The 1,544-nt window shown below is 62.7% G+C and carries 1 pseudogene; it reads right to left on the minus strand.

What is annotated here, in order from left to right:
• Nucleotides 1-22: 22 nt before the first annotated feature.
• Nucleotides 23-1,381 (minus strand): annotated as a pseudogene (locus U1R88_RS35450) (IS5 family transposase).
• Nucleotides 1,382-1,544 lie beyond the last annotated feature (163 nt).

Raw genomic sequence — 1,544 nt, forward strand, 5'->3', positions numbered from 1 at the left:
GTCTCCCGTGAAGTAGTCGCGTTCAGGAGGCTTTGCCATTGGCGGTGCGCGATAGCGAGCCGACGAGCGCGGCCATGATCAGGACGCAAAGCAGGCAGAGCCATTTGAGGATCAGGCTGAAGTTGTAGCCGGCGGCGGCGAGGACCGCGTTGGCGGCATCGCCCGAGGCGTGGGCAAGGAAGTTGCGACCCATACGGTGGTCGCTCTTGCAGTGGCCGATAACAGGTTCGATGGCGGCACGGCGCCGGAAGGCGCGTTTGATGGCATCGGTCAGGCCTCGCCTCATGCCGGCGACATAGACCTTGAAGCCCTTGTCCTTGGGCGCGTTGTGGCCACGATAGCCTGCATCGACGACGACTTTCTTGAGCTCGACGCCGATGCTGTTCTCGATCTGTGGGATGACGGTCGCCAAGGTATGGCCGTCATAGGGACAGCCCGGCAGCGCCTTGGCGTGGACGGCGAATTGGCCGCCTTTCGAGCGGTTGAGGGTGGTGGCGAGGCTCACCTTCACGCCGAACTCATAGGGTTTGTGGGCCTTGCCCTTGCCGATGCATTCGACCTACGGCGCATGCAAGGAATAGACCTTCTTGCCTCGTTCGCGCTGACGCTGGTCCTTGACGCGGCGGGCCAGCGAGAGCGGCAGGGCGAAGGCCTGCGCCAGCTCGGGACGATCAGCCAGCTTGCGGGTGAGATCACGGGTCACCGCGCCCAACATGGTGCGCAGGCGCTTGAGCGCCTTGTTGGCCCGCTTGAACTGTTTGGCATGCGCGTAGCGCTGGTGCTTGATCAGGGCGAACTTGCCGACCCGGGCATAGGATTGGCGCAGCTTCACGCCGTGCTTGTGCGCCAGCTTCACCAGGCGTTCGCGGGCCCGGTGCATCAATTTGGCATCGGTCGGGAAGGCGACCGCTTTGTCCTGCACGGTGGTGTCGATAATCACCGCGGTGAAGTCCGCCGGCTTGGCCGCTTCGAGCCGAACCGCCGTCGCCAGGCTCTCCTGCACCAAGGCCGCGAGCTTGTCCTCGCCCATGCGCTGGCGCCACCGTGTCAACGAGGAGCGGTCGAAAGGTAGGCGATGCTGGAAGAACTCCTCGCCGCAGAAGAATTGGTAGTAAGGGTTCTCGATCCAGCGCTCGCACAGCACTTCATCGGACAGGTTGTGGGTCGCCTTGAGGATGGCCAGCCCCGCCATCAACCGCGTCGGCAAGGGCGGCCGGCCCGGATCATCATCATAGACCGCGCCGAACCGCTGCTCCAGGAAGCTCCAGTCGATCGAGCGCGCCAGCTTCACCAGCGCATGATCCAGGTTCAGGATCTGGTCAAGCCGCGAGCGGAACAAGTCGTTCTGTCCGCTCTCTCGTCGCTCTTTAGGCCGCATCATCGACCCCGCCATCGCCTCGACAAGCCGATGGAATCACGCCTTGGACAACAATGCAAATTGCCGGAAATCACCGTCCACACCGACGAAATCCGGCAAACGCGAATACTTGCCAAGCTAAAAAATTCTCGCTGAATCAGCGGCTTGCGAGTTCTTCACGAACGAC

This window comes from Labrys sedimenti, from assembly GCF_034424805.1.
Classification (GTDB): domain Bacteria; phylum Pseudomonadota; class Alphaproteobacteria; order Rhizobiales; family Labraceae; genus Labrys; species Labrys sedimenti.